The organism is Trichodesmium erythraeum IMS101 (assembly GCF_000014265.1).
GTDB classification, from domain to species: Bacteria; Cyanobacteriota; Cyanobacteriia; order Cyanobacteriales; family Microcoleaceae; genus Trichodesmium; species Trichodesmium erythraeum.
This window is the reverse complement of record NC_008312.1, coordinates 1,866,890-1,892,955: the sequence shown is the minus strand read 5'-3', so window position 1 is coordinate 1,892,955 and position 26,066 is coordinate 1,866,890. Positions and strand designations below refer to the sequence as shown.

The window sequence follows — 26,066 nt, the reverse complement described above, 5'->3', positions numbered from 1 at the left end:
TTAACGCCAATAATTTACTCAGTCTTTTAAGTTGATTTAGATGAGTTGATTCCAAATTTAATTTTCTGGTTTTAAACATCCCGAAGAGTATTTCACACCCCTATCAATTAGCATAAAATGCGAGCGCTGTGAAAGCTGAATTATTGCTAATCACAATTAGTAATTCTCCATCATCTGAACGTAAAGCTGAAAAATACACTTGTTTGCACCAAACCCATCGTTTTCCTAAAATAGTTTTATATTCCCCAATTTGAAGGTTAGGAAAGATAATTGATGTGGCTAAACTTTTTGAGTAATCACCAATATTATGATCTGCTTTTTACTTCAGGGGGAAAGGAATTTGAGGTTCAATTCCTAAGTAAGTTAACCACTCTTGAGGGATAAACTATCTATCACTACAAAGATACAATTCTTGAGCATCGGGAAAAGTATCTCAGAATTGAGCTAACAAATCTATTCTTTCACAAGTTTTTGATTTCCCAATATTTTCTAAGATCGTTCAAGTTACAGGGAAAGCAACATCATAAATCTATCCTACTAATAGTAAAATATAGTAAAATGGTGACGCTATGATAAGCGTTACTCAGTATAGGTAATTAAAAGAAGATACCAGGTATATTTGAAGGATTAAGTGATATAGAATGGAAGTTATTTGAAGATATTTTTCCTATTTCACCAGAAAGAATGTAAAGGTATACCTCATACTCCATGTCGTATTCAGAAGTTCAAAGCCCAGAAATACTCTGGAATTATAAAAACCAACAGAGTTGTGAACGTGGTTTCAGAGTTCTCAAAGCTCAACTATTTTTTGCCGATAGTTTTTTTGTCAAAAAACCAGAAATAGTAGAAACAATACTGTTTATTATGTTACTGTGTTTATTATTGTATAATTTTGGTAAAAAAGAGCTGAGAAAGACTTAAAAAAAAACAATAGTGAAGTGAAAAACTAGTTAAGAAAGTTGATAAATACTCCGATATTAAGATGGATATTTTAATATTTTCAATGAGTAAATTTGTTAATAATTAATCAATTACAAAAAGTAGTTAATCTCACATAAAAAAGGAGCTTGATTTTAGAGTTTTTACCCTCTTGTTATCAAAAATATTATCTGTGATTTTAATAATAAGCGATCGCACACTAACGCATATGTTCACACCACTTGAATCATTTTGAATGGTTACAAAAATTAATTGATGCTATCAATAGGAGTATAGTTGCTCCTGTACTTTCTCCTGCTAAAAGAAATCTCTGGTTTGCAAACAATACTCATGCCACTGATTTTTTTGTGTTCTATAGAATTAATATGTTTAATTTGTTGGCTTAAATTCTGATGATGATTCATGTATCTTTTAGTGCTACATAATGAAGCACAAAATGTGGGATGTAACAGCTTGAGAGATTAGGGCTTCCAAGAGTTCAGCACACAGATGCCTGAAGCATTGGGAAGAAGATGGAACTCTCAAACATCTACAAAGACGAATTTTAGAAATTGCAAACAACCAAGGACTAATCAATTGGAGCTACACAGCTGTAGATGAAGCTTTTTCTTCCTGGTCAGGGTGAAGGAGAGGATATAGCTTACGGCCGTAAAGGGAAGGAGATTTTAATTCATACCTTGAGCCAAGGAAATGGATAACCAGTAGTTAACTATATTACCCCTGTTAATGGCAATGAAAGAGAACAGCTAATTCTGCTAAATTGATAGTACTAGTCTGAAAACTTACAAAAGAGGACGGCCACGTAAGGGCTTTCAAGTCATTGCTACTGATAAAGGATATGATGCAACGACAAAGACAAGCAAGGTATCAAAGAGGGATTAAACCTCAAATGCCCAAACGACTTGGGAAAAGGAAAAAGAAACCAGGAAGTGCAATCAAAGTTTCTGTGTCTCGTTTTCAACAAGAGGGTTGTTTTGCCTGGGATCAAGGTAAATATCGTCGCCTAGTTGTAGGATAGGAGGGTATTTCTGCTTGTATTGAAGCAATTGTAGCGCCCGCCACTATACAATTTGGATTCATTGCATTTTATTAGTGGGATAGGTTCTAGTGTCTGTTGCTCTAAATAGACAGAAATCTTTATTTGTAAATACCGATAGTCACTACTTAATTCCTTTGAGTAGCGAAGGCGTTTCATCTATATGAATTGCTGGTTGTTCAGTTTTTACCCAATTTGATAATTGTTCTAAATAAGGTTTTATTGCTGACTCCAACTTTTGAAGTTTATTAACTACAACTTTGAAGTTTATTAACTAAAGTCTCTAACCCAATCTTAATTTTTCCCAACTCCCATAACATCTCTTGTTGTTTTTCCTCAGGTAAATGTCCATAATTACCTAATTACGGCAAGAAAGCTTGTAGCTTGAGCCCTAAATCAAGTTAATTATATCATCTGAGCAGAGTAATCCGCAGATGTCTCTTGACTACAGCTTTTAGAGTGACACCTGTGACGTTGGTACTCTAGTACTTCTATGGTTTTAGCTACCAGTTGTGCTACTTGTTGGGTTTCTACTTGAATTGGCTCATCTTAAAAATATGTTTGACTACAATTCATACATACATAAGGTTTTAGGATTTCAATTCTGTTCAATTTAGAAATCCTTGAGGTATTTTACTCTGATGACCTGGTTGCCCCCGGTGGAGTTTCTTTTTTGCCTCAGAGCTTCCAGTATCTTTAGAGTATTTTGCTTTGTCTGATTTTTTTCAGCAAGTCTGTTGATAGGGGTTTAGAAAAAGTTTTACTATCAGTTTCTCGACTAAGTTTTAATGTCTCAATTTCAAGTTGTAGTTTTTCCATTACTTTTTGTTGAGTCAACAGCATTTTCACCAGTTATTTTTTTGATAACTGGTTGAGTTTTCCTGCATTTAGAAGGAGCTGTGACTCATTGAGATAATTACTTTACTATGGTTTGATTTTTTGTTAAGTGAGTTAATATTTTTAGAAGTTAGAGACTTATGACTACCGAAGTAATCGATCTCATCTCAATTCTTACTTTACAGTTGTAGACAAACTGTTAACACAGCATAACTATCGCAAGGGTTAGACCCAAAAACCTATAACAATAGGTGAACATCCTGAACCGAGTCAACAATTTGAAAACATTGAATAACTCAAAAAATTTTACCAGCAGGTAGGTTATTAGTTCTTGAATATGGATACAAAAAAAAGAAGTAATTGGGCAGTTGTATCAGATTGGAGATTTATCAGACTTTTGAGAAAAAATTTAAGGAAATTCTGCTAAATATTAACCAGGATTTTGTAGCTTCATTAACAGGATAGCAGTTCATCATTGAGGCTTTAGAAAAAGTAGGTATAATTAACAATTTTAATATGAATAAGTAATTTTTTTACATATATGTGATAGCAGTATGAAGCATAGCATTTTTTTTGATAAGTGGTATAATTAGTGTTTCTGGAATATTTTCACCCTGTTTCATGACCAAGGCTATAGCCCCTAAGAGTTCTCCGATATTTTCCTCACTTACCACTACTCTTAGTAGTATTTCTTGAGTATCAACTAAGATATGACCCTTAAGACTTTTTCCTTTTTTACCACCATCATAACCATATACTTCCCCCTTTTTGCTGTTGTTTTTACCCTACGAGAATCAACAATGGCTGCAGTAGGTTCTCCATTAAGTCTTGCTTATTGGACTCTTGTCTCTCGCCATAAAGTATGATTGATTTGTTCCCAAACAACATATCCGTTGCATTTAGAAAATTTTGTTGACACAGTTTGCCAAGGTGGTAGATCCTGGGGCAAAGAACGCCAATGACAATCAGAGTAAAGGATATAGAATATACTATTTACTACTTCTATGAGATTAGCATTTGGTTTTGGCCCTCGTTGAGTAGAGGTTTCGGTAGCAGAGATTCGAGTAGTTCCCACTGGCGAGGGCTTAGAGCCTTGGCTAAAGATTTTCGCGACATTTATTTGACAGTGATCATTGTTTTTTTTATTTTCCTACCTTCAATACTTTTTCATGGCCATCTTTAGTTTTTTTTTTGAAAAACAGTCTCTTAAATATGCTTCTTTAAAAAAAACTATTTCTTTGCAATATAATTTTTCTATATTTTCAACTATGTTATATTCTAAAAAAAATGTTTATAAAATATAGCTTTAGCTCAGGAAAAAGTGATGCATTCAAAAGTAATTATTGAGATAATTTCAGGATTAACTAATGTCCGAACCATTTATGATCGGCTACTATATTGCTCAGGCCTAATTGTTTTTCTTCTTTTCAATCACCAAACTCCAATTACTAATCCCTACGGACGTTTTCTGCAATGTGTCTAAATACTCCCGCGCCACAAAATAATTTTCTACCTGACTCAGAGATGGGAAATGAGCCTAAATTTTTTCTTGAAATATAAGTCAACACAACAAATATTTGACATAGTATTTGAAATATGGTAGTGATATATTATTTAATAAATCACCTGCAAACATAATTACATAAAAATTTGAAGCATCATTTTTGACATCATAAAATAAATATGGTATAATGATAAAATATATGGATTCATTAAGCTCTTTGATGGTAGTAATAGCTAAAACTTTTATCTGGTGATTACTACTTGTGTTGAAGAAAGGTAAGGCTTTGCTTGACTTGAAGCTTTGAGTCACTAGGGAAAAATAAACGATTACGATAGCGGTGCAGAAGATGATTCCCATAAAAACCTATCAGAATAATTCAGGAAACAGAAGTAAATAGAAGTAAAATGTTTCTTATAAGTTTGCTACTAATCGAAAAAAACAGAAAAAATAATGCCTTGAATTGACATCAATGAGGACTAAAGATATTAAGATAAATTAATTTTGGAGATAGATGATAATGATAGGGCATACATTAGAACTAGACGATCTAAAAAAAATTAGTAGCCCGAAAAAGATAGTAGCTTTGTTTGAAAAACTTGGCTTCAATTTCCAAATTGAACATTTAGATATTGAACAACTAGAACTACCAAGTTATTGCAGAGAAACGATTGATAATACTTATAAAATTTATAATCCGAACCAAGAGGAATTACAAGTATTTCTTTTAGAATTAAGACAAGAAAAATTTAAAACAAATTATAAAGAGCAAGAAAGAATAATAACTATTTCTCAGGGAATCTTGAGAAACAAAAATAATTTCTTGCTAATTGCCACAAAAAAATATAATAAGTTAATAATAGTTGCTCCTCATAGAAGAGAAAATCAAAATATTAAAATTTCAATTAAATGGTGGTTAATTGATTGTCAAAATCCTAATTATTATGATACTTACTGGCTAGAAAATGTAGCTATAAATAATTGTGAACCTACAGAAGAATTGACAAATAAACATAATAGTGAAGGTAGCTACGACCCAGACATAGAACCGCCTACTGGAACATTTACTGAAGACTCAATTCAACTTTATTATAAGCAAGTTAATAGCTTCGCCCGCTTGCACCCTGAGGAAGAAATTCATTTAGCACATCAAATTGATGGGCTATTAGCTTTAGAGAAAATTTATGAAAAATTAGAGGAAAAGCTCAACCGTTCGCCTAACGAAATAGAATGGGCAACAGAAGCCAAAATGAGCAAATGGGAACTGTGTGATCGCCTCGAGCAAGGTAGACGAGCTAAAAATCAAATGGTGACAGCTAACTTGCGACTGGTGACATCAGTTGCCAAACGATACCAAAACCGTGGTCTAGACTTCCAAGATTTAATTCAAGAGGGAGTTATAGGATTACTTCGTGCCACAGAAAAATTTGATCATACAAAAGGTTATAAGTTTTCTACTTATGGTATTTGGTGGATTCGACAAGCTATTACCAGAGCTATTTGTGACTATTCTCGGATCGTTCGGTTGCCAGTTTATCTCTACGAAACTATTTCCCAAATTAAGAAAATAGTTAAGCAAATTTCAATAGAATGTTCTCCCCTAACTGCAGAAGAAGTTGCTACACGCATGGAAATGACAACGGAGAAGTTGCAATTTATTATAGAATGCGCTCAAGAAACTTTATCTCTAGACTACCCTATAAATAAAGGGGAAAACATTATCTACAAGGAAATGATTAAATTTAATGGGGAAACACCAACAAAATATGTCTTTGAAAATTGCTTGCAAGAAGATGTAGAAAGTGTTTTGAAAACTCTAACTGAACGAGAAAGAAATGTGTTACAAATGCGATTCGGTTTGGATGATGGTCAAGAAAAGACCCTCAAAGAAATTGGTGATACTTTTAATTTAACGCGGGAAAGAATTAGGCAAATAGAGGCTAAAGCATTGAGAAAGTTAGAAGATCCAAAGCGAAACCATATTCTCAGGGAATATATTCATTAGAACCAAGATTCCGCACTTCAATTTGTAACATGAAAATTCCTATAAAACCCGTAGCTTGCTTTTGAATTTGGGGAAAGCTTTTGAACTTCTCTAACACTCCTTTCAGTGGCTTCCAGTGCTATTGTAATTCAGATGAGTAATGAGGTAGGTACGAAACATCAGATCTTTGACGATATAATTACCATAAATATCTCTACTAATCAGCTTTCGCTGCAAAAGACTTTTCAATACTTCTTCAACTGAATAATTTGGAGGGATCATCAGATTTTCCGTCTCAAAAGTAGTTGCCAGCTTTTCTAGTGCTACAGAATTCTCATTTTCTGCGAGTATCCTTAGAACTTTTGCTTCATCAATACTGAGGTCAGAACACCACTTTTCAAAAATAGCATTTCCCACATCCCTCACAGTTGCTTGTAAAGCTTTTTCCCAAATGTCAATTTCTACAATTCTTGAAAGATGATTACTGAAAAGGTGATAACACAGTAGCTGCATCTCAAATGGATGTCCGCTAGAATATTCAAATATATTCTGCATGACTTCTTGAGTGAATGAAACTTCTGTTCCTGCAAGAGACTCTCGGATGGTTTCTTGAACCTCTTTTTCAGTTAACGAAGTCAATTCTACTCTACTCAAAAAGTATCTAGAGAGGGGATGATGTTTTTGAACAGATGTTATTTCTAGCCAACTTGTGGAAGTTGATGCCAAACCAACTAAAATTTTAGTTTCCATCAGTGACTCTGTGGATAGTGCTGACTTTAATGTCATCAAAATATCTGAAACTGCTGCCAAGTTTTCTAGATCGTCAAGAAGGATGACAAATACATCAGTTTTATCTTCAATGTCTTCCCATAGTTTGGTGAGAGTGTCTCTAAAAAAAGCTTTAGGTGATATTATTTTCTGGTTTTTCCTATTGCGCTCAACTTTGAATCCTGTTCCCATCTGCCACCAAAAACCGTAGGTTCTAAACCTGTCATTGGTGTAAAAGGGTTTCCCACTCGCCTTATTTTTTCTTTACGAGTATCTATGGCTCTTTGAACTGCTGACACTAAATCTTCAACTGCTGTGGCAGACTTCTCTATAAAATCAAAGACACCTTTAGTTAAAGTTCGCTTTGCTAATTCTACATTTCCATAACCAGTTATCCTCACGGGGTGACAAGCTAGTTGAAAGCTATATATAGAAAGGAATTTGTGTTCGGGAACTGAAGAATATTTCAACAAAAAGAAAACGCTTATTGGACTGGGAAGGGGTGTAGTGCGAGCGCTCTGCGCTCGCACTACACCCCCTACCCATGGTTGATTATTTATTCATTAAAACATTAAAAAAAACTGTTAAAAATATGATAAAAAAGGGTTAATAATTACAAAAAAAAAAGAAGAAAAAGTGAATATATTAGGCTTTTATCAAGACCATATTAAGCAAAAGTTGAGTCCATCTCAAGTAGTAACATTACAAATATTATTATACTTAATTTCAGTACATAAAACTGTACAAATATCAAAGCTAACCAATTATTTTCAGCTACCAATTAAATCAGAAAGTAAGCGAAAACTTATGCGAAAGATTTTTAACCCTAAAGGAATTAAGTTTACCTATATTTTGGTTCCCTTTAGTCAAAATAATGGTAAAAAATCTCTTCAACTTTACCTCAGAGTTAGTGTTGATTTTAGACCGCACTCAGTGGCAAAATATTAATATTTTAATGATAACTGTAGCTTGGAAAAAGAGAGCTTTACCTATATATTGGAAGATTTTATCTCATAAAGGAGCTAGTAATTTAACCGAACAAAAATCAGTAATTCGCCCTGTATTAAAATTATTGAAAGTACACAAAATAATTCTCACAGCACCCTCGAATTCCACAGTATTTTCCTGTGCCATTGGTTGAAAGAATATAAAAAAAAAGACGTATATTTTGTCTTGAGACAAAAAAAATCAACTATGATAAAACGAGGGAGAAAATATTGTCAACTCTCAGAGTTAAAAGTAAATATCGGTGAATCCCAACTATTATTGAATCAAAAAATTACCAAAATTTTGAAGGTAGGAACATATAATTTACTTGTATATAAAAGACAGAAATATCGTCACAATTCTGTTTCAGAGAAATGGTATACTCTCTCCAATTTATCATAGTAATGTGGAAAAGTTAAAAAAATATATAGCCAGAGAATGGGCATAGAAGCCATGTTTAAGGATTATAAAACTGGTGGTTATAATCTAGAATCAGCAAAAGCCAACGAAACTAGACTTAATAATCTAATTTTATTAATAGCTATTTCATACACAATTAGTTCATTTAAAGGACAAGAAATTAAAAATAAAGGAGTTCAAGAATATATATCAAGAACTAATGAAAGAGGTAGAAAAGAAAGAAGAAACAGTAGTTTTTGCTTAGGGTTATCTAGTGTTTATTGGGCAATAAATGATGATTTAATGTGGAAATTAGTAGAAAATTTAATGAGCCTTAATCCTCATAAATTACTATATTATCGCAGGGGAATAAAAGCGATGAATAAAGTGGTTAATTAGACTGTAATTTTTGATTAAAAATTAATTAATAAAGTTAAGTTTTTTCATGATATTATTCTACTGCACAACTTGAATTATTATTCAACCCAGTTAGGGGGTGTAGTGCGAGCGCTCTGCGCTCGCACTACACCCCCTTCCCAGTCCAATAAGGATTTTTTTTTATTGAATTATTCCTCAGCTCCTGAAGGCAAATCCCTTTATATATATAGCTTTCAACTGGCTTGTCACCCCGTGAGCCAGTTATCACAATAATAGGGCGAAGTGAGTCGAGCTATACCGACTCATCTATTAATTCTAATCCTCCCATTTATTGCCCAGATGAACCTGGAATTCTTAAATCAACAATGAGAATTTCAAATGGTTAATTTCTTAATTTTTTAAGTGCTGTGATTACTGCATCATATCCCTCTACTTCTATGATGAATTTAGATTCTGTATTCTGCTTTATACCAACATTAAAAAATTCAGATATGATTCTACGTTTTAAAGACTTAATATATCTTTTGAGGGTATCTCTATTATCGTCTACAATTAATATTCTCAATACCATAATTTCTAAAACCCATAAAATAAAAGTTTGGAAAAATGTTATAGTTGAACTTACAAATTTATATATTTTATAAATTCAACTCTCATGAAAAAAAAAGAGTAATAGTAGTTCCTTCCTCCGAAGATGTTAGTTTTAAATCACCTCCTATTTGATGTATAATTCTGTTAATGATATACAATCCTATATCAGAACCACTTTCGCTATCTACGATTTCTTTGAACAGTTTCTTTTTTAAACCATCCTCAATACTAGAGCCATTATCTTTAATAGATAAAGTAATCAATCCATCATTTTCATAACTTGCAAATATTTGGATTTTACTATCTGGTTTATGTAATACCTTTGTAGAATTTCTAATCAGTTCAAACAATACACTCTTAATTTGATCAAAATTTCCTAGAATAGTTCGACCTTTCAAATTTTCCTGTATCTTAACTTCCATTTTTATATTTGAAGGTAATCTGTGCCTAGACAAAAGCTCAACCTCACCTATTAGTTTCTCAATGTCAATAGGTTTCATCTTTTGCTTACCTAGATTCAGATAATCTATCAACATTTGTAGACGAATCTGCCTATGTTCAAGACTTCTTTTAATTAGTTCACATTCCTCTAAAATTTCCGGTGAGTTATTAGATAAGTAGCGAATTTATTCGTTAGAACCTCCAATATTTAGAAATTCTCCTTTCAAACTATGAGCTACATCAGCACAAATTATTTGATATATTTTATGTTTTTTGTCCCTAATATTTTGTTGATTACAAGAATTAGTTAATGAATTGCTTTCTTCTACTAAATCCAGTGAATTTGATTTACTAGATTTAAGCTGTTTTTTTGTACTACCCTCTACCATAATATCTAGAGGTGTTGGCAGTTTTCCTCCCAGGGTTACTTTCTGAGTATAGTTGCCATTTTTCCCAGCAGTTCTATATATTTGCTTGCTGGTTTCATAGACAGTCTTAAGAGTTGAAAGAATTTAGTTTATATTATATATATCAGGACTTACGCAAAGGCACTATATATAGCGTCTACTAATTCAGGTAATCGCTATAATTTTTTAAGCGATCGCTTGAATGACAAAATTATCATAACTTATATAAAGACACGCTCTATAAGTTAATTTTCATAATGATAAATATTACTAACTGTAAATAAATTTTGCCAAAACACCCTAATTATTATAGAATTATGTTAGTTAATTTTAGCCAAAAATATGAATTTTAACTATATTGATTACTGTCAATATTTACTTATTTCTCATACAAATTATACTATCACAAATTTGGCAAATTATCTAGAAAATATTAGCCATGATACGATAAATCGTTATTGAAAAATAGAAAATTTTGATTACAAATAATTAGGTCGAAATGTTCAAGAATAAATTGTCACTAACACAGAAGGTTATTTGATTTTTTATGACACAGTGCTCAACAAAGAATATGGTAGTAAAATTGAGTTAGTTAGGCAACAGTACAGTGGTAATAAGCATAAAGTAATTCGTGGTATTGGGATGGTAAACTGTATATATTTTAATCCAACTATTGAACAATTTTGGATAATAGCTTATCGGATTTATGCTCCAGATAATAATAAAAAGACCAAAATAGAAGAGTGTTGAAGAAATGATATTAAATGTGGTCAAAAAGAATAAATTACTATTTAAGACAGTATTAATGGATAGTTGGTATGCAACACAAAGATTAATGGCATTAATAGATAATATGGGAAAAATATATTACTGTCCTTTAAAAATAAATCGTCTAGTAGATGATACTGGTGGAGTAGAAAAATATAAAAAAATAGGAGAATTATGTGGGAATAAATCAGAAAAAATATCAGGTAAAATAATGAAAATTAAAGGTTTTCCAAGGGATAAGAAGGTCAAGCTATTCTGGGGGACTGTTTCCACCTACATAACAGAATATGTGGTCACTAACGACTTAAGTCAATCTTCAGTAGATGCTGTAGAATTTGAGACTCAAACTAGATGGGAAATTGAAGAATTTCACTGCAGAATTAAACAATTAACGGGTATCGAATTTTGTCAATGTCACCTTAGTAAAATTCAAAAAAATCACATGGCTTGTGCTATGTTAGTCTAGAATTTCTTAAAAAGATTAGCAATGAAAATAGGAAAAACTATTGATTAAGTCAAACAGGAATTACTCTCAGACTATTTGAGCCAAGAATTGAAAAAGCCCACAATAAGATTCGGGGCAATTTTTATTTTATAGCTGCTTTTTACCTTGATTTTAATTATGGTATCTATTTTGAGGCGATCGCTACATTTTTTTTAAGCGATATAGCTGCCGCCACCATCCTCCGCCAACGCCTAAATTAGTAGACGCTATATTATAGTGCCCTTGCGTAAGCCCTATATATAAAGATGTATAATTAATTTGACACAACTAATTAACTAAGACAAAACTCCTATTTCTTTCTGCATAGGCAAAACATCCAATATATCAATTTGAGAACAATATTTCAAATCTTCATAACATTCTAAGCGTTGGAGACGTTGGCCATGACTAGCGTGGTTCATTAGTTCATGCAATTTATCCTGCCACTGAAGATAGAGAGACATAGCTCCAAATACTTCATCGTTACCTACATTTTCATCTGACAGAGAGTTAGTTTCTGCAAGTAGACTATGAGCGATCGCTCCTGCACAAACTGTATCTTCTAGGGAATAACTACCTTCCCACCCGGAACCTAAGATCCAAATTGTTTCTGGTTGATTTTCCTTCAGATATTCAACTACTGAGCGGCGGTTAACAAGAGCTGCAGCTAGAACAACCTTAGCATTTTGAATACGCTTAAGACAACGGGTGCCATTAGTAGTAGTCATAAATAAGCGTTTACCTTTTACTGTTTCTGATGTAAAGTTTAAAGGTGAGTTGCCTTCATCACAACCTTCCACTTTTTTACCACCTCGTTCCCCAACACGAATACGTTTGTCAGCAGACCATTTTTCGCTGACCGTCATTAATTCTTCAATGTCGCTAAATACTTGTACTGCTTCTGCACCTGCGTAGATAGCTGTAGCCATTGTTGTTGTTGCTCTGAGGACATCAACTGCGATCGCGCAGTCTGGCATATTTTCCGTAGGAGTTTCTTCTGGGGTATGATAGACAAATATTTTCATAATTTATATGATAACTTCACTGTACCAACTAACTTATTGTATTACTTTATCTCGACATTTGTTCTATTTTTCACTAATAACTTACTAGATATCATTTTGAATTTGAGTATAACTTACTAGATATCATTTTGAATTTGAGTACCAGTTTTTTTTCTGAACTTAACTTTTAACAAATTAAGTCCTAGGCATACATATTTTGTCATAGTTTCCAGAACTTTCTAACTATTAACAGTAGCTTTTAACTTCAATATATGTCTTCATCTTTTAATAAGTTAGTCTAATCTAGATATCCTCTCATATTTCGTGTCAGATATCTTGAGAGATTAAATAGGGTTTGTTGAAAAAATATTTTTAATAAGTAGAGATATCACCCTTAAGCCCAACCTTCAAGCGGAAATAAGTAGGGACGTTGCATAAGGGCGTCCCTATATTTAGGAAAAACAGGGAATTTATAGAAAGGGTATTCGGCTATATTCGTCCTTTGATATTTATGCTGTTTTATCCCAAAATCCTAACATGGGCAAGAGTTTTCGACTAAAAAAAAATCTATTTTTTTTCCCAAAAAAGCTTTAGCTAATATCAGTTAATACTTTCATATTTGATCAGCAAGCCTTAAATACTTACCTCAATTTTCTGGGTTTTATATGCTACATTTTGAATAAACGTAGCATCCTATTGATGCTCTATGAAATTTCCCTACTGTAGTCTGGCAATGATAGGGGGAACTTTTAAGGGAATAACAAAAATATTAGATTTTTTATTATCAAGTTTTTAGCTTCACTCGGATGACTGTTTACTGATCACTAATAACTGATAACTAATTAATAAACTAGGCATCGCTCTCAATATAGACAAACAATAAACCCATAACTATAATTGGCATTAACCAAGTAACTACAGGAATTAAAATCCAAGGTAAGTAAGATGCTGCATAAGAACCAGTCATTTCAAATTCTCCTTCAATTACATAATTTCAAATTAAGCGATCGCCTAATTTTACCGAAAAACAAGCTATCAAATTTCCCCTTGAATAGGGGATTAAAAAATAAATTTCAGTTTTTCAGGTTTCTAGTTTCAGTCTGAGGTACTGATAACTAATCACTGATAACTAACATGAGGTATTTAGCTGTTAAATAAACCTCGGAAAATGGAGTCCACAAGCTCAAAGTTTTCTAGTAGGAAGAAAGCCACAACGGCACCACCCATTGCACCAATGAAAAAACCACCAGTAAATTGACTCCAACCTTCAGAAGTTTTTAATGGGTCTGCTCCTTCAGGACTTTTTCCTTGGAAAGAAACTAGGCCATAAGCAGATAAACAAATAGTGGCAATTAAAACTAGAGCGATCGTAGAAATTAGTCCACCTAAGTTAGCCACTGCGGAATCTCGTAATGGACCGAGTTTTGTCCAAGGGCCAACGATAAAATAACCGTGAGCCATACCTACTTCTAGACCCCGTAGAATTGGGGATAGACCTGGACGGTAAATCGGCAAGTTACCGATAAATGCTCTGGTAAAGTCAGAATCACTGATAGGAGTGGATAAATGGCCTACAAAAGGATCTCCTTTGTAAGGTTGAACGAATCCTGAATCTGTTGCTTGTGTCATATGTCTTCTTTCCTCTGGTGTGAGAGTTGAAAAATCTTTAGAAGATATCAAAATCTTATTCTAAGAGGTTGCTGGATTTTAATCTCAAAATTGGTCTTCAACTTTAGAAAAGTTAATTTTATCTAGGTTTCTGCTTATGTTTCATATTAGAAAATGACTTTGAGTATTATGATTATTCTCGCGCCTCTTAAATTTAACTACAGCAAGAGTATAGGGGCACTTTGGTGAGTTTCTGACTACTGACTTCCCAAATTAGGGGTTAACAATTTGTATAACTAAAATTAGTTTTAAAAGTAAAGCTAGTGGTATAAAAAAAACTCAAAAAATGAAATCCAGTATTTGAGTCATTTATAGTCTTGAAGTTCTGAAGCAAAATTAATGGAAACCTCTTTCATCTGCCTTGGAAGTTTTTTACCAAAATTTTCTCTCTATGGATATAGCTGGTAAATTTGCTCCCTCATGATCATATCACTCAGGGGAACTCTAACTTTAACTAGAAACACCTCTTTTCATGCTCACTCTTAAATACCGTATTCCTACATGGAAATTTGCTCTCTAAATCTTTTTAAGGAGCAGTGGAGAGAGAGTTAGGGAGTGAGGGAGTAGATAGCGGGACTTTAGTGAAAAAATAGTAAAAAAAAGGGTATAATGTATACCTGATATGTATTTTACGTTAATTACTGGCCTGGGAAAAGTTTGATGAAAGAAACAACTTCAGTGGCCATGCCCTCTTGTTTCCATCGATGGTGCGATCGCTTTAACAATGTCTTTAAAACAAAAGCCCAAAAAACAGGGTTTAGGGAATATATAGGAGGATTACTCTTGAGAAAGCGATCGAAAAAACTTGTCTCAAATTGCCAACAACACTGTAGGTCACACGTACCACAAATTACGGCATTTTCTAGTTCGAGCAAATTGGTCTGTAGATGCTGTGAATGAGCGTCGTCTTCAAGTAATGTGGGAACGTCGCCAAACAAAACCTTCTCGATCCTATTGCTTTAATTATAGACGATTCAGGCCACAGAAAAAGTGGTAATTTTACTGCAGGAGTAGGGCGGCAATATATAGGAGAAATAGGAAAAACAGATAATGGTGTAGTCGTGGTGACAACTCATCTTTATGATGGAGTTAAAAGTCTACCTTTAGACATAGCTTTGTATCAGAAAGCTGATTCTTTTCCAAAAGGAAAAAAAGACCCAGAATTTGTCAAGAAACCAGACGAGTGCAATGTCTCTAGTAGATCAATGTTTGTCCAGAGGACACCAACCAGAAATTGTGTTAATTGAAATTTGGCTATGGTAACAATACATCATTCTTAAATCAACTAGAGAAAAGAAGTTTAACTTATATAGGAGGATTAGCTAAAAATCGAAAAGTCATCATTAAAAAACAAGATGACATTAAAGAGGAAATTAGATTAGACAAGCTGGCAGAAAGTATACCTCAGAAAGCTTTCAACTTAGTTCAACTAAGTACAAAAAATGCTAGAGAAGTTTGGGTAGCTACATTAGAAGTAGAAATATCTAGGATGTCAGGTCAAAAAACTATAGCTATCGTTATGAATGCTAAAAGTTTTTCTGAGGCCACTGATATTAACTATTATATCACTAATAGAGAAGACAAATATGTAACTCCTGAGTGGATATATTCTACTTATTCTCAAAGAAATTGGGTGGAAGTTTTCTACAGGGAAGCCAAAGGATGGTTAGGATTAAGAGAATATCAAGTCAGAGATAAAATCAGCCTTAAAAGGCATTTTATTTTAGTATTTTGTGCTTATACATTTATTATCTGGCATCAGTTAACAGGAGGTATAAGAAGGCGTTGGGCTAACAAACCATTAAATACGTTTACTGATACTTTAGAAGCATTTCGTACCGCAATATCTTATCGTTTTGTTGAGTGGTTAGATGAAAACATCGACGTATTTACCGCTCATAAAGAGAGTTTAGGGTTTGTTTGGGCTTGAAATTTGCTAAAGTCCCGATAGGAAAGTTGCATAAACCTTCTTACAGTTAGTCAGAATAAATTAAATTATGGAGGAGGTAGTCAGATATATTTCCCTTGCTGCCCTCTGCAATTATTTTGTGGAAAATGTGAGGGTTTTAGATCTGATACAGGTACTTTTTTTTAGACAGAAAAAAACTTTAGCCAATATCAGTCAATACTTTGATATTTAATCAGGTAGTCTTACTTCAGATGACTACGATACCATTGTGCTAATGTTTTTGGAGGCAACCCAAGCAAGTAAGCAATAATTATTACTTGATTAATTAGAGTCGTTTTCAATATCCCCAACTTTTGCCACCGACGATCAGAGGTTAATACTGGTTTTGATATAATTCCAATTCGTCCTCTTTTTCTTAACTTTTGGATCAACTCAAAATCTTCCATAATTGGTATTTCTGGGAAGCAACCAATTTGTTCAAATACTTGAGCCGAAAGAAAAATTCCTTGGTCTCCATAAGGCATTTGTAAATAACGCGATCGCCAATTTACTATGCTCTCGACTATTCGTAAAATTCTTTTTTTTCCTCTAATACCTAATTCAAACGCACCTGCAATAATATTCGGTTGAACTATGATTTCTCTTAATAATTCGTCAAAATTTAATGGTAAAAAAGTATCTCCATGAAGAAACAAAAGAATATTTCCCGTTGCTAACTTTGCCCCAAAATTCATTTGAATACTACGACCAGGGAGGGAATAAATAAGTTTAATATTTAAAGACTTAACAACTTCAATAGTACCATCATTACTGCCACCGTCAACTACAATTATTTCTACATTTTTTCCTGTTTGAGCTGTGGAAATAGTTTGGGCGATCGTCCCAACTTCATTTAACACCGGAATAATAATCGAAATACTGCTCATCAATTTTTTAGTAAGGGAATTTATATAACCATTTTGTCTAAAATACTGCGCTAACAGCACTTAGCGATTAGTTATATAGCTATGTTACCTTTAAATATATGAATGTCAAGACACAAATTTTTTATCGATAGAGTTTATTCAATTAGTCCACAAATCATCTAATAATTTTATGATTTTGTTTGCGAACGCTTCCGAGTACTTTATAATTTTAGAGGCTGTATAACAGATATAATAGATGTAATTTTTCAACAATTAAACAGCGATTAATGACATAAAAACCAACTATAAATGCAGTAAAAAATCTAAACTTAGCCATATTTTTTGCATAATTATTAATTATATAACCAGCTTATAAAGCTTCAGAATGTGAGAATTTAATTATTAGGTGGTCCTGTATATGTAGTGATAAGCCAATATAAATGATTAGTTATTGACATCAATCTTGAAAACATTAAGTTTTTTATGCTTAATAATTCAAAATTTTTATCTAGGCGATCGCTACATAATAATCAGTCATTAAACTATCAAGAATTAAACTCAACTATCATGAAAAAAGTATGCTATTATCTATGACAGTAATAAGAAAAAATCTATATAATTCAGATGTCCATTCATAAATTAATCTGTCCTAGTTGTGGCAGTAATCATATTGTCAAAAATGGGACTATTCACAACAAAAAACAAAAATATCAATGTCAAAATTGTCAGAGACAATTTGTCGAAAATAGTCAAAGAGATTATATTAGTAATGAAACCAAAGAACTTATTGATAAATTAAAATAGAGAAAAAATTAGTTTAGCTGGTATAACCCGTGTAACAGGCGTGTCAGAAAAATGGCTCCAGAATTACGTCAATAATAAGTATGCTGAGGTTTCACGCTCTATTAAATGTACTAAAAAAAAACAGGTAAACTCACCATTCAATGTGATGAAATGTGGTCATTTGTAGGCAATAAAAATAATAAACAATGGCTGTGGTTAGCGATTGATATAGAAACTAAAGAAATTGTGGGTTTTTACTTAGGGGAAAGAGGAGAAAAAGGGGCAGCATAGATTATGGAATTCTAACCCACGGTGTCTTAAGGCCGTGTGCAGTTTGTTATACAGATTTTTGGTCAGCTTACGAGCTTGTCTTTCCTGAAGAGAGACATAAATCAGTGGGGAATATTCAGGTTTAACAGCTTATATAGAAAGATTGAATAATACTTTGCGTCAAAGAATTTCTCGGTTGGTCAGAAAGACTTTATCCTTTTCTAAAAAGCTTCGGTCCCATCTAGGAGCTATTTGGTATTTCATTAATCATTATAATGAAGCGATCGCTTCACTGTAATTTTATCACTACATATACAGGACTACCAATTATTAAAAAAAACACTTTTTAGATATATTTGATAGTCTTGATAAGAGTTGATATTTTTTTTGTATTTGCTGAAAGAATACAGCCTTATTAATTTTGGTAATTCAATTATTAGCTGTTGGATACCGTAAAGAGATTAAAGGTAAGCATTCAGTTATCAGCTATAAGTTATTAACCTCAAGAGATGACAATTTAGAGAAATTCATAGAGTGGGAGGTAAAAAATGGAAACGTGAGAGTGGATACCATCGACGTTCTTTAGCAGAAACAAAAATGTTTAGGCTCAAAGTTATCTTCCCAGAAGTGATCTCGAAAATTTGATACTCAAGCAGTAGAGTTATACAGTGTGCTATCCTTAAGCGCATGATACAGAATTGTCAACCAAAAAGCTACAAAGTAGAATTCTAATTGACTTCTCTGGCGGGAAGTTTGCGTTCGCTATTTTCATGCAACAAAGACACTCAGCTTGCAGGTTTTTCACATCTTCTGAATGTTCTTTTTCAGCAAAAGCAATTACATCAATAATATCTTGTTTAAGCTCTCAATTTTGATTAGCAACTTTTTCTATTTCCTTAATAGCCACTTCAAAATTTTCAGGAAAAAGACCATCTTGTGAAGGTTTTAAAGCCATAAAAGTATTTTCAGGCATAGCCCTAATAGTTTTCCATAGCTTGGCTAATTAGACATCTCCAAAAATACTCAAACGCTTATCCTAACTATCTTTAGTGGTGCGATCGCTACTTATGAAGATAGTTAATTTGTACAGTTTTATGGGCATCAGAGATACTTTGTGTTACTAATTCAAATATTTATTGTACTTTAATTTATTCTTTTTATCTCAGCTTTTGATGGTTTATGCTAATATAAAAGATCCAATTCTTAGTCGCACTAAACCACATATTGTTAAGATTACTTTTTGATAATTATTATCTTTTAATCTGAATCTTTCTCTAGCAATTCCAAATATTTTAATTAATCTTATTACATGTTCTACAAATATTCTCTTTCTGGCTTTTTCTTGATTTTCTTCTTTGATTTCTAGCGGCATTTCTTTTTTTCTTGGTTTCTTTTTTGGTGTAGTAGTTCTTTCTACTCCTTCATAAGCTTTATCTCCTTGAAATTTTTGTTTTTTATCAAATTTATCCTGTTGTTTTCTTAATATTTTTACATCACTTACTGGACCTTTTTCTCCTACTATTACATCTACTATTTCTGTTCCTTTTGGTGTCGTTATTATTTGATTTTTAAAAGTATGATTTTTATTTTTTCATATTTTATATTTTTCTTGGTCTTTATATTCACTTGGTCTTTCTCTACTTTGTTCTGTACTATCTACAATTAATTCTAATTCTGTTAATATCTCCTTTACCCATTCCAATTCATTTTCTTTTTTTTTTACTTGTTCTAATAAACTTGCTGGCAGTAATTCTCTGAGAATATCTATCCAGTAATGAAAAATATTATTAGCACTTGATTCACTTATACCAAAGTTAATTCCTAATGTTTGAAAAGTCGGTATTTGATGTAAATAAAATAACGTTAAAATTATTTCTTCCTCCTTTGTTAAATTCTTTTTTCTGACTCCACCTGCTTTAATTAATCTTTTTTCTGTTTTAGCGATCGCCTTCTTTTTCTCTGATTCTATTATTTGGGCCTTTGCTATTAATTTTATTAGCTGTTCATAAGTAATGCCAATAATTCTTTTTGTTTCTTTTGGATGGTTATAAATATATTCTAAAGTTGGATTCATTTGGGAGACTTTATAAATAAATGGTTTTGATAATTTTACCTTATTTTTTATTTTGGAGATGTCTATTGTTTAATTCCATTTTCCCCTAACTTCTCTCTTAGATTTTCCACAGACTTGTTCAAGAAGGGAATGGCGATCGCTACTCAAGCAAACTCAATAGGTTCCATAAAAATATCCTTCACAAATTTAATTTTTTGGAAATTATAACCTACCAATAGTCAAAAAACAAAGATAAGCAAGCTAAGAGTTTATTCATAAAGATAATTTAAAAAAAGTTTAGTCTCAGTTAAATTAAGTGTTGTGATTAAATATCGTTTAGATATTTTGTAAGCAATAAAATATTGTTAAACAGATTTGTCGCAATGGTGTCAGAGTAGAAGTGATCAAAGGAACCTCACAAAGTTTTGAGCAATAGCCTAAACGATAGATTTGTTGAACGTACTTATGGGAGGTTAAATAGATTTAGACGCTTAAGTAAGGATTACGAAGTCTATTCAGATGTAAGTAAAGCAATGATTTATGGACCATTAATCCAACTGACGCTTAAGAGACTAGATAATTTAAGATTTACTTTATAAATTAGCCCTTAAAATCAAACTTATTTAACTTTAAAGTCAGAAAAAATATATTCAATACCACTTTGAATTCATCAATCATTTTTTTTTCTTAGTTATACATCTGCCGTCTGTTTTTTATATACTTTACTATTCGTAAAATTATACTTTCAAAATTGTATTATTCTGGATTTTTTTTAACTTATAGAGTAGGAAAATCAGAAAAAGTATTGAGTAAGAATAGCCAGGAATTGTTATCAAATTATCTGACATCGGATTTAAATATCCTGCCCTTAAAATTAAACTTATTTAACTCTAATAACTGGAGCTTTTAAAAAAAACTAAGGAATTGCGCTCCACAAAGTAGAGGTTTTAATGTCGCGACTATAAACCTATACAACTATAGTGAATATCACCAAAATTATGTACTATATATAGTATCTTTGCGTAAGTCCTGATGAATTTCAAATTGTAATTTTTCCAGGTCTTCTGGACGGTCAATATCAGAAAGTTTAGGTAAATAGTGAATATCTAAATTAAGATTTTGAGCGATCGCCATAGTTTTTGACAATACTTCAGAAGTTCCCCAATTAATTCCTTGAAACAACTCAGGAATAATTTTTTTGAGGCCAATTAAATAATAACCCCCATCAGTTGCCGGACCAATGATCACATCATATTCAGTTAATTTAGCAAAAGCTTCCAACATAATATCCACAGTTAAGCTTGGGCAGTCGGTACCAATAATTACAACAGACTCCATCTCCTGATAAAAAGCAGATTCAAAAGCTCTTGCCATACGTTCACCTAAATCACCTGTACCCTGTTTTTGATATTTTAAATTAAGCTCCACTCCTAACCAATTTTTCATTAACTGTAAATTGCCACCAGCAAATCTAACTTCAACTAACAATGCCATCATATTAGATAACTTCTTAGCTTTTATGACAGTTGTCTCAGTCATATGAAACTGAAGGTTTGCGGCACCTTTAGCCCCCAAAACAGGAATTAACCGTGTTTTTGTTGTTCCTGGTTCCGGATAACGAGTAAAAATAATTAGCTGTTGATTTTTCATTTTTAGATTGTTTTCTACTAAACTTATCTAAAATTACTCACGCCGGAATTGGATAAGTTTTGGCAGTTTAGTTTCTCCTTTATTCTTAATAAAGCCAATTCTCATGCATTAATACTATACTTAGATAACAATTGAGAAATTTAAGTGATGAACATACTCTCTGACAGGACTTATTGGTATACTTTGATCCTTATTAATCTTAATTTGTTGACCTGTTGTAGAGACTTCCTTATATAACGTCCCTACCCACCAGCATCCCCTCGTTGGGAGGGGAGCAAGGTAGGTCTCCTACTATTGTTGCTATTGTATCTTTGAAAAGTTGTTGCAAAATGGTTAAACTGATCCTCACCCTAACTAATAGCCTGATCTCTTTGATCAAATTTTTAAGCTTTAAGTTTTGACTGTTGAATGCACGAGTTTTAACTTTTAATTTGATTAAGCGATCGCTGACTCTTGAGTACGAGCAAAAATCATCCTACCCGCAGAAGTTTGTAAAGAACTGGTCACAATAACCCGCACCTCATCACCAACATATCCACTACCAGACTCCACAACAACCATTGTACCATCATCTAAATAGCCAATACCCTGAGAAGGTTCTTTACCTTCCTTACGAATTTTGATTTCAATAGTATCACCAGGCAAATAACTTGGTCTTACTGCTTGAGTCAAGTCGTTAATATTGAGAACAGGAACCTTTTGTAAACTAGCAACCTTAGATAAATTGTAATCATTCGTCAACAAAGTACCATTAATTTCCAGAGCAAAACGAACCAACTTCGCATCCACAGTAGGAATTTCTTCATAGTCTGCAAAATGGATTTGAATTTGAGAAGGATAAAGCTCTTTAAGTCTATTTAAAATATCTAACCCTCGTCTACCTCTGACTCTTTTTTGATCATTAGAAGCATCAGCAATAAGCTGTAACTCCTGTAAAACAAAGTTTGGTACCAGAATTTGACCCTCCAAAAAACCTGTCTTCAACAGACTTTCTATTCTACCATCAATAATACAGCTAGTATCCAAAATCTTAGTAGTAGAAGGTTTGAGAGTACCTTCAGCTACTAATACTGCATCCAGACTGTTAGGATTAATTAATCGTAAAAAACCACGACCATGAGTATCAGCAACATTAACTCCAGTAAAACCTAACATCACACTAGCTAAAACTGCCACAAGAGGTTTAATGAAACTAAACTCATCGGGAATAGGAAGTAAAAACAGTGGCGCCAGCATTAAGTTGGCCACTAATAGTCCAATTATTAATCCTATCGCCCGAGTTAATAATAAGTCTACAGGCATTTGTCTGAATTTAATTTCTACTCGGCGATATGTAGTTTGAAATACTAATCCCACTACAAACCCAATTAAAGAAGTGAAGGCAGATAATACTGAACGTAAACCTTCGATGTTAGTGACTTCTAGCAATACGTTAGGTGGAAGTAGTTCTATGCTATAGAAACCTATTCCCGCTCCAGCAAATACAAATGAAATAATAATAAGTGCGTCAAGCATTTTTTTAGTTTGTTTTTTGTTTTGTTTTTTGTTTTATAAGAGGTATTTCTCTAATGAGGTACTAACCAATAAAATAATGATTAAGAACCATGATTTTTGGATAATTTTTGGGTAGCTCAATGTTGCATATATTATATCTATAAAGTTGAGATACCATTCTTTAAGGTTCTCTTTATTATTAGGTTTTAACCTCAGAATCAATTTGCCGACAATTAATAATGCTGCCTTGCCTGTCAAATTACTCCTGAACTACAAAATCTATCTTACAACAAAAAAAAAGTGACTATTTTTACTTAATTTATCATTAAAATTTATGGAATATTACTAATTATATTTAGGATTGTAGTTAAATAGTTATAACTAATCAATTAAATAATGTTATAAATAAGCTACTAGAATGACTAATTCTAGTAAGTGCATTTATGAAATGTAAGGTAGTATCTATAATATTAATTTTATCTGTGTTACTCTGAACCTTTTCATCTCGCCCTGTTTTTCATATAGTCCATAGCTAAAAACACACGATACCAAGCTATTTAGCTAGATTAAAAAAATTAAAATTAACTTGTTAATCTACTGCCTAAAACTTATTTATAGCAATTTTTTTTAATTACTATTAAATTATTTAACTTTAATAAAATATAATAATTTATACCCTCAGGATTACCATAATAATACGGCTAAATAAAAGTAATTTATAATATCAAATCCTCTTGAATACTTACACTTTGGTGGAAGGAAACCAGAGTTGAGAACGCAAGATGAAGAAGATTTTTTTGATTTGCAACTGCAACTTGACTTTATCCGCTAATTATGTTAAGCGTTATTTTATTTTTATTTAAGTAATATTTTTTTCCCTAAAAAATATTACCTTTATGGTTTACCGTACTACTACCCATAATAAAATTTATAATTATTTAAAATATTTTTATATAATTATAAAATTTGTAAATATTAATACAATTAATTAATAGTGAAAAGGCCAGTCGGAAATTATTGTATTCCCAGTTCGGCTTATGTCCATATCCCTTTCTGCCGACGGCGATGCTATTACTGTGATTTCCCAATCTCTGTAGTAGGTGATGGTAAGAAAGGTGATAATTTTTCTCCAATTCAAGAATATGTAGAGGTAATTTGTCAGGAAATAAGCACTACAAAGTCTTTTGATCAACCCTTAAAAACAATTTTTTTTGGTGGTGGTACTCCTTCCCTATTGTCAGTGGGTCAATTAAGTCGGATTTTAGATGCCCTAGAACAAAAATTTGGAATTGTGGCCAATGCTGAAATTTCTATAGAAATGGACCCCGGAACTTTTGACTTAGAACAAGTGCAAGGATATAAATTCCTAGGAGTAAATCGAGTCAGCCTTGGAGTACAAGCATTTCAAGATGATTTATTACAGGTTTGTGGGCGATTACACAATGTCTCAGATATTTACAAAGCAGTAAATACATTGCATCAAGCAGGAATTATTAACTTCAGTATTGATTTAATTTCAGGACTGCCCCACCAAACTTTAGAACAATGGCAAATTTCTTTGTTAAGTGGAATAGCTATTTCTCCAACTCATATATCCAGCTATGACCTTGTACTAGAAAAAGTTACAGCTTTTGGACATTACTATAAACCAGGTCATGCTCCTTTACCTACAGATGAAACAGCAGCTGAAATGTATCGAATTGCACAGCAACTGATATCAATTTCGGGATATGAACATTATGAGATATCTAATTATGCCAAGCAAGGCTATCAGTGTAGCCACAATCGAGTTTACTGGGAAAATCATCCTTATTATGGCTTTGGCATGGGTGCAGCCAGCTATTTAGAAGGACAAAGATTTACCAGGCCGCGTACGCGGAAAAAATATTATCAATGGGTGCTATCGTTTCAAGATCATAGTTTAGAAAGTCAGGGTATTAATGCATCAAATCAGGATTTTTTGTTAGAAACACTGATGTTAGGATTTCGCTTGGCACAAGGGATAAATGTCTTAACATTATCCCAGCAGTTTGGTCAAAAAACTGTAGAAAAATTATTAATCTATCTACAACCCTATCAAAAGTTAGGGTGGGTAGAGTTTATCAATCAAAAAGGTGTAGCAACCCCTTTCTCTGATAACCAGAAACTTCCGATAGAGGGACATCTGAGATTGACTGATCCTGAAGGTTTTTTGTTTTCTAATACTGTTTTATCAACATTATTTAGTAAGATTAGTAATTCTATCAGTATGAAATGCTAAATTATGGGCATTTATACTTATAAAATACTAGGTTTATACTGGACAACTTAAGTTAAATTAATTTTGTTTTACAAAAGTTAATTAAAAATATACTTAAGTAATATTTGTTAGCTTATAATAACAGTATTGGCACTCTTAAAGATATCAGATTCAGTCGGGTTGCTAATTGGCAGCAAAAACTTAGAGGGAATTTAAATATTGTGACTATAGCACTAGATAGACTACCAAAACAGCAAAGCCAAAAGATTCTCTGTTTCTATGGGAATAATACTCGTAAAATGCAGATCGCTAGAGTTAGTAGTGTAGAAAACAAATATTGGGAGCGTACAGTTTTTCCTGGAGAACGTTTCTTATTTGAAGCAACTCCTGAAGCAGAATTAGAAATTCATCAAACTCAAGAAAATGGTGAAATTAAATCAGAAAGTTTTTCGTGCAAAGGCTTGAAAGTTGATGAATAATTAATAGTTTAAAATCTATCAAAATTAGTTTGATAGAGTATGTCATAATAGTTAGTGGTTGATATTTTTTAGGAATCATCACTAACTGTTTT

20 protein-coding genes and 4 pseudogenes are annotated in these 26,066 nt (G+C 32.5%); 10 read left to right on the top strand and 14 right to left on the bottom strand.

What is annotated here, in order from left to right; translation table 11 throughout:
* Nucleotides 1-708: 708 nt before the first annotated feature.
* Together TERY_RS34580 and TERY_RS32450 are read left to right on the top strand one after the other, a co-directional pair.
* Nucleotides 709-921 carry a hypothetical protein gene (locus TERY_RS34580; protein ID WP_011610954.1) on the top strand — a complete coding sequence of 71 codons (213 nt, stop codon included), beginning with the start codon at nt 709-711 and terminating at the stop codon, nt 919-921.
* Nucleotides 922-1,759: 838 nt separating this feature from the next.
* Nucleotides 1,760-1,957, top strand: a complete 198-nt coding sequence (locus TERY_RS32450) for a hypothetical protein (RefSeq protein WP_196797223.1) — start codon at nt 1,760-1,762, stop codon at nt 1,955-1,957.
* A 714-nt stretch (nt 1,958-2,671) separates the two neighbouring features.
* On the opposite strand, the gene TERY_RS32445 is transcribed toward TERY_RS32450, so the two are convergent.
* Nucleotides 2,672-2,812 (bottom strand): hypothetical protein, encoded by a 141-nt coding sequence (locus TERY_RS32445; protein ID WP_155994326.1) that lies wholly within the window; start codon nt 2,810-2,812, stop codon nt 2,672-2,674.
* 832 nt (nt 2,813-3,644) lie between these two features.
* Complete coding sequence (locus TERY_RS05690) at nt 3,645-3,887, bottom strand: transposase (RefSeq protein ID WP_011610953.1); 243 nt, start codon at nt 3,885-3,887, stop codon at nt 3,645-3,647.
* A 946-nt stretch (nt 3,888-4,833) separates the two neighbouring features.
* Here TERY_RS05690 and TERY_RS24820 point away from each other — a divergent pair.
* Nucleotides 4,834-6,318, top strand: a complete 1,485-nt coding sequence (locus TERY_RS24820; protein ID WP_052845755.1) for a sigma-70 family RNA polymerase sigma factor — start codon at nt 4,834-4,836, stop codon at nt 6,316-6,318.
* A 102-nt stretch (nt 6,319-6,420) separates the two neighbouring features.
* Here the strand turns inward: TERY_RS24820 and TERY_RS05680 are convergent, their stop codons facing one another.
* A complete protein-coding gene (locus TERY_RS05680; protein WP_044136472.1) occupies nt 6,421-7,257 on the bottom strand; it encodes a hypothetical protein in 837 nt (278 codons plus the stop codon).
* A complete protein-coding gene (locus TERY_RS05675; RefSeq protein ID WP_011610950.1) occupies nt 7,209-7,595 on the bottom strand; it encodes a response regulator receiver protein in 387 nt (128 codons plus the stop codon). Before TERY_RS05675 ends, TERY_RS05680 begins: the two co-directional genes overlap by 49 nt.
* A 344-nt stretch (nt 7,596-7,939) precedes the next feature.
* Between TERY_RS05675 and TERY_RS29945 the strand changes: the two genes are divergently transcribed.
* Nucleotides 7,940-8,206, top strand: coding sequence for a hypothetical protein (locus TERY_RS29945; protein ID WP_081432406.1), 267 nt, complete (start codon nt 7,940-7,942; stop codon nt 8,204-8,206).
* Nucleotides 8,207-8,490: 284 nt separating this feature from the next.
* Nucleotides 8,491-8,850, top strand: coding sequence for a hypothetical protein (locus tag TERY_RS29940; RefSeq protein WP_011610949.1), 360 nt, complete (start codon nt 8,491-8,493; stop codon nt 8,848-8,850).
* Between the two features lie 632 nt (nt 8,851-9,482).
* On the opposite strand, the gene TERY_RS05660 is transcribed toward TERY_RS29940, so the two are convergent.
* Together TERY_RS05660 and TERY_RS05655 are read right to left on the bottom strand one after the other, a co-directional pair.
* A complete protein-coding gene (locus TERY_RS05660) occupies nt 9,483-9,920 on the bottom strand; it encodes an ATP-binding protein (RefSeq protein ID WP_011610948.1) in 438 nt (145 codons plus the stop codon).
* A 126-nt stretch (nt 9,921-10,046) separates the two neighbouring features.
* Nucleotides 10,047-10,250 (bottom strand): hypothetical protein, encoded by a 204-nt coding sequence (locus TERY_RS05655; protein WP_044136466.1) that lies wholly within the window; start codon nt 10,248-10,250, stop codon nt 10,047-10,049.
* A gap of 360 nt (nt 10,251-10,610) precedes the next feature.
* Here TERY_RS05655 and TERY_RS26145 point away from each other — a divergent pair.
* Nucleotides 10,611-11,634: pseudogene (locus TERY_RS26145) on the top strand (transposase).
* A 182-nt stretch (nt 11,635-11,816) separates the two neighbouring features.
* Here TERY_RS26145 and TERY_RS05640 read toward each other — a convergent pair.
* From TERY_RS05640 to TERY_RS05630, 3 genes are all read right to left on the bottom strand, one after another.
* Entirely contained in the window at nt 11,817-12,545 is a 729-nt protein-coding gene (locus TERY_RS05640) for a 2-phosphosulfolactate phosphatase family protein (protein ID WP_011610945.1), read from the bottom strand.
* Between the two features lie 829 nt (nt 12,546-13,374).
* Complete coding sequence (locus TERY_RS05635) at nt 13,375-13,491, bottom strand: photosystem I reaction center subunit VIII (protein WP_011610944.1); 117 nt, start codon at nt 13,489-13,491, stop codon at nt 13,375-13,377.
* 176 nt (nt 13,492-13,667) lie between these two features.
* Nucleotides 13,668-14,153, bottom strand: a complete 486-nt coding sequence (locus tag TERY_RS05630; protein ID WP_011610943.1) for a photosystem I reaction center protein subunit XI — start codon at nt 14,151-14,153, stop codon at nt 13,668-13,670.
* Between the two features lie 699 nt (nt 14,154-14,852).
* Here TERY_RS05630 and TERY_RS05625 point away from each other — a divergent pair.
* Nucleotides 14,853-16,122, top strand: a pseudogene (locus TERY_RS05625) (IS701 family transposase).
* 221 nt (nt 16,123-16,343) lie between these two features.
* Here TERY_RS05625 and TERY_RS05620 read toward each other — a convergent pair.
* Nucleotides 16,344-17,027, bottom strand: coding sequence for a TIGR04283 family arsenosugar biosynthesis glycosyltransferase (locus TERY_RS05620; RefSeq protein WP_011610942.1), 684 nt, complete (start codon nt 17,025-17,027; stop codon nt 16,344-16,346).
* A gap of 603 nt (nt 17,028-17,630) precedes the next feature.
* On the opposite strand from TERY_RS05620, the pseudogene TERY_RS29935 reads away from it, so the two are divergent.
* A pseudogene (locus tag TERY_RS29935) lies at nt 17,631-18,357 on the top strand (IS1 family transposase).
* An 879-nt stretch (nt 18,358-19,236) separates the two neighbouring features.
* Here the strand turns inward: TERY_RS29935 and TERY_RS05605 are convergent.
* From TERY_RS05605 to TERY_RS05590, 4 genes and pseudogenes are all read right to left on the bottom strand, one after another.
* Nucleotides 19,237-19,638 (bottom strand): annotated as a pseudogene (locus tag TERY_RS05605) (transposase family protein); the annotation flags it as partial.
* A gap of 12 nt (nt 19,639-19,650) precedes the next feature.
* On the bottom strand, nt 19,651-20,133 hold the full coding sequence (locus tag TERY_RS05600) for a transposase family protein (RefSeq protein ID WP_011610940.1): 483 nt from the start codon (nt 20,131-20,133) through the stop codon (nt 19,651-19,653).
* A gap of 975 nt (nt 20,134-21,108) precedes the next feature.
* Nucleotides 21,109-21,762 carry a TIGR04282 family arsenosugar biosynthesis glycosyltransferase gene (locus TERY_RS05595; protein ID WP_011610939.1) on the bottom strand — a complete coding sequence of 218 codons (654 nt, stop codon included), beginning with the start codon at nt 21,760-21,762 and terminating at the stop codon, nt 21,109-21,111.
* A 435-nt stretch (nt 21,763-22,197) separates the two neighbouring features.
* Nucleotides 22,198-23,277 carry a PIN domain-containing protein gene (locus tag TERY_RS05590; RefSeq protein ID WP_011610938.1) on the bottom strand — a complete coding sequence of 360 codons (1,080 nt, stop codon included), beginning with the start codon at nt 23,275-23,277 and terminating at the stop codon, nt 22,198-22,200.
* Between the two features lie 973 nt (nt 23,278-24,250).
* On the opposite strand from TERY_RS05590, the gene hemW reads away from it, so the two are divergent.
* Both hemW and TERY_RS05580 read left to right on the top strand, forming a co-directional pair.
* A complete protein-coding gene (hemW, locus tag TERY_RS05585) occupies nt 24,251-25,516 on the top strand; it encodes a radical SAM family heme chaperone HemW (RefSeq protein ID WP_011610937.1) in 1,266 nt (421 codons plus the stop codon).
* 200 nt (nt 25,517-25,716) lie between these two features.
* Complete coding sequence (locus TERY_RS05580) at nt 25,717-25,974, top strand: DUF1830 domain-containing protein (RefSeq protein WP_044137207.1); 258 nt, start codon at nt 25,717-25,719, stop codon at nt 25,972-25,974.
* The last annotated feature ends 92 nt before the right edge of the window (nt 25,975-26,066 follow it).

Bases quoted from the DNA above. Each gene is read 5' to 3' on its own strand.
- TERY_RS29945 (WP_081432406.1), top strand. From the start codon at position 7,940: ATGGTAAAAAATCTCTTCAACTTTACCTCAGAGTTAGTGTTGATTTTA.
- TERY_RS05630 (WP_011610943.1), bottom strand. From the start codon at position 14,153: ATGACACAAGCAACAGATTCAGGATTCGTTCAACCTTACAAAGGAGAT.
- TERY_RS05635 (WP_011610944.1), bottom strand. From the start codon at position 13,491: ATGACTGGTTCTTATGCAGCATCTTACTTACCTTGGATTTTAATTCCT.
- TERY_RS05620 (WP_011610942.1), bottom strand. From the start codon at position 17,027: ATGAGCAGTATTTCGATTATTATTCCGGTGTTAAATGAAGTTGGGACG.
- TERY_RS05600 (WP_011610940.1), bottom strand. From the start codon at position 20,133: ATGAATCCAACTTTAGAATATATTTATAACCATCCAAAAGAAACAAAA.
- TERY_RS24820 (WP_052845755.1), top strand. From the start codon at position 4,834: ATGATAGGGCATACATTAGAACTAGACGATCTAAAAAAAATTAGTAGC.
- TERY_RS05680 (WP_044136472.1), bottom strand. From the start codon at position 7,257: ATGGGAACAGGATTCAAAGTTGAGCGCAATAGGAAAAACCAGAAAATA.
- TERY_RS05660 (WP_011610948.1), bottom strand. From the start codon at position 9,920: ATGAAACCTATTGACATTGAGAAACTAATAGGTGAGGTTGAGCTTTTG.
- TERY_RS05590 (WP_011610938.1), bottom strand. From the start codon at position 23,277: ATGCTTGACGCACTTATTATTATTTCATTTGTATTTGCTGGAGCGGGA.
- TERY_RS05655 (WP_044136466.1), bottom strand. From the start codon at position 10,250: ATGGTAGAGGGTAGTACAAAAAAACAGCTTAAATCTAGTAAATCAAAT.
- TERY_RS29940 (WP_011610949.1), top strand. From the start codon at position 8,491: ATGGGCATAGAAGCCATGTTTAAGGATTATAAAACTGGTGGTTATAAT.
- TERY_RS34580 (WP_011610954.1), top strand. From the start codon at position 709: ATGTCGTATTCAGAAGTTCAAAGCCCAGAAATACTCTGGAATTATAAA.
- TERY_RS05640 (WP_011610945.1), bottom strand. From the start codon at position 12,545: ATGAAAATATTTGTCTATCATACCCCAGAAGAAACTCCTACGGAAAAT.
- TERY_RS05595 (WP_011610939.1), bottom strand. From the start codon at position 21,762: ATGAAAAATCAACAGCTAATTATTTTTACTCGTTATCCGGAACCAGGA.